The organism is Burkholderia sp. ABCPW 11 (assembly GCF_001523445.1).
Lineage (GTDB): Bacteria > Pseudomonadota > Gammaproteobacteria > Burkholderiales > Burkholderiaceae > Burkholderia.
Genome location: NZ_LOVM01000009.1, coordinates 1 through 1,316, shown reverse-complemented (window position 1 = coordinate 1,316; position 1,316 = coordinate 1). Strand labels below are relative to the sequence as shown.

Annotated in this window: 1 pseudogene; it reads right to left on the bottom strand. The window is 72.3% G+C overall.

What is annotated here, in order from left to right:
• Positions 1-1,316, bottom strand: a pseudogene (locus WS61_RS34710) (hypothetical protein); the annotation flags it as partial.

Sequence of the window (1,316 nt, the reverse complement as noted above, 5' to 3'; positions counted from 1 at the left end):
GGCGGGACTGGCGGCCTCGGCGGTGTTGTCGGCACGGTAGCGAACACGGCGACGGGTGCGGTCGGAACGCTGACTGGCGCGCTGGGTGGCGTTGGTGGCGGGACTGGTGGTCTCGGCGGCGTCGTTGGAACGGTGGGCAACGCGGCAAGCGGCGCGGTCGGTACGGTGACGGGTGCCTTGGGTGGAGTGGGCGATCCGACCGGCGGCCTCGGCGGTGTTGTCGGTACGGTAGCGAATACGGCGACGGGTGCAGTCGGAACGCTGACTGGTGCTTTGGGCGGTGTTGGCGGCGGGACCGGTGGTCTCGGTGGCGTCGTTGGAACGGTGGGCAACGCGGCAAGCGGCGCAGTCGGTACGGTAACCGGCGCACTGGGTGGTATCGGTGGTGGCGGGACCGGCGGCCTCGGCGGCGTTGTCGGGACGGTAGCGAATACGGCGACGGGCGCAGTCGGAACGCTGACTGGCGCACTGGGCGGCGTTGGTGGTGGGACCGGTGGCCTCGGCGGCGTTGTCGGCACGGTAGCGAACACGGCGACGGGTGCAGTCGGAACGCTGACTGGCGCGCTGGGCGGCGTTGGCGGCGGGACCGGTGGTCTCGGTGGCGTTGTCGGAACGGTGGGCAACGCGGCAAGCGGCGCGGTCGGTACGGTAACCGGCGCACTGGGTGGTATCGGTGGCGGGACCGGTGGCCTCGGCGGCGTTGTCGGCACGGTAGCGAACACGGCGACGGGTGCGGTCGGAACGCTGACTGGCGCGCTGGGTGGTGTTGGCGGTGGCGGGACCGGCGGCCTCGGCGGCGTGGTTGGCACGGTAGCGAATACGGCGACGGGCGCAGTCGGAACGCTGACTGGCGCGCTGGGTGGTGTCGGCGGCGGGACTGGTGGTCTCGGCGGTGTTGTCGGCACGGTAGCGAACACGGCGACGGGCGCAGTCGGAACGTTGACTGGCGCACTGGGCGGTGTTGGCGGCGGGGCCGGTGGCCTCGGCGGCGTTGTCGGCACGGTAGCGAACACGGCGACGGGTGCGGTCGGAACGCTGACTGGCGCACTGGGCGGTGTTGGCGGCGGGACCGGTGGTCTCGGTGGCGTCGTCGGAACGGTGGGCAACGCGGCAAGCGGCGCAGTCGGTACGGTAACGGGCGCCTTGGGTGGTGTCGGCGATCCGACTGGCGGGCTTGGTGGTGTGGTCGGTACGGTAACCGGCGCCCTGGGTGGCATCGGGGGCGGCGGGACTGGCGGCCTCGGCGGTGTTGTCGGCACGGTAGCGAACACGGCGACGGGTGCGGTCGGAACGCTGACTGGCGCGCTGGGTGGCGT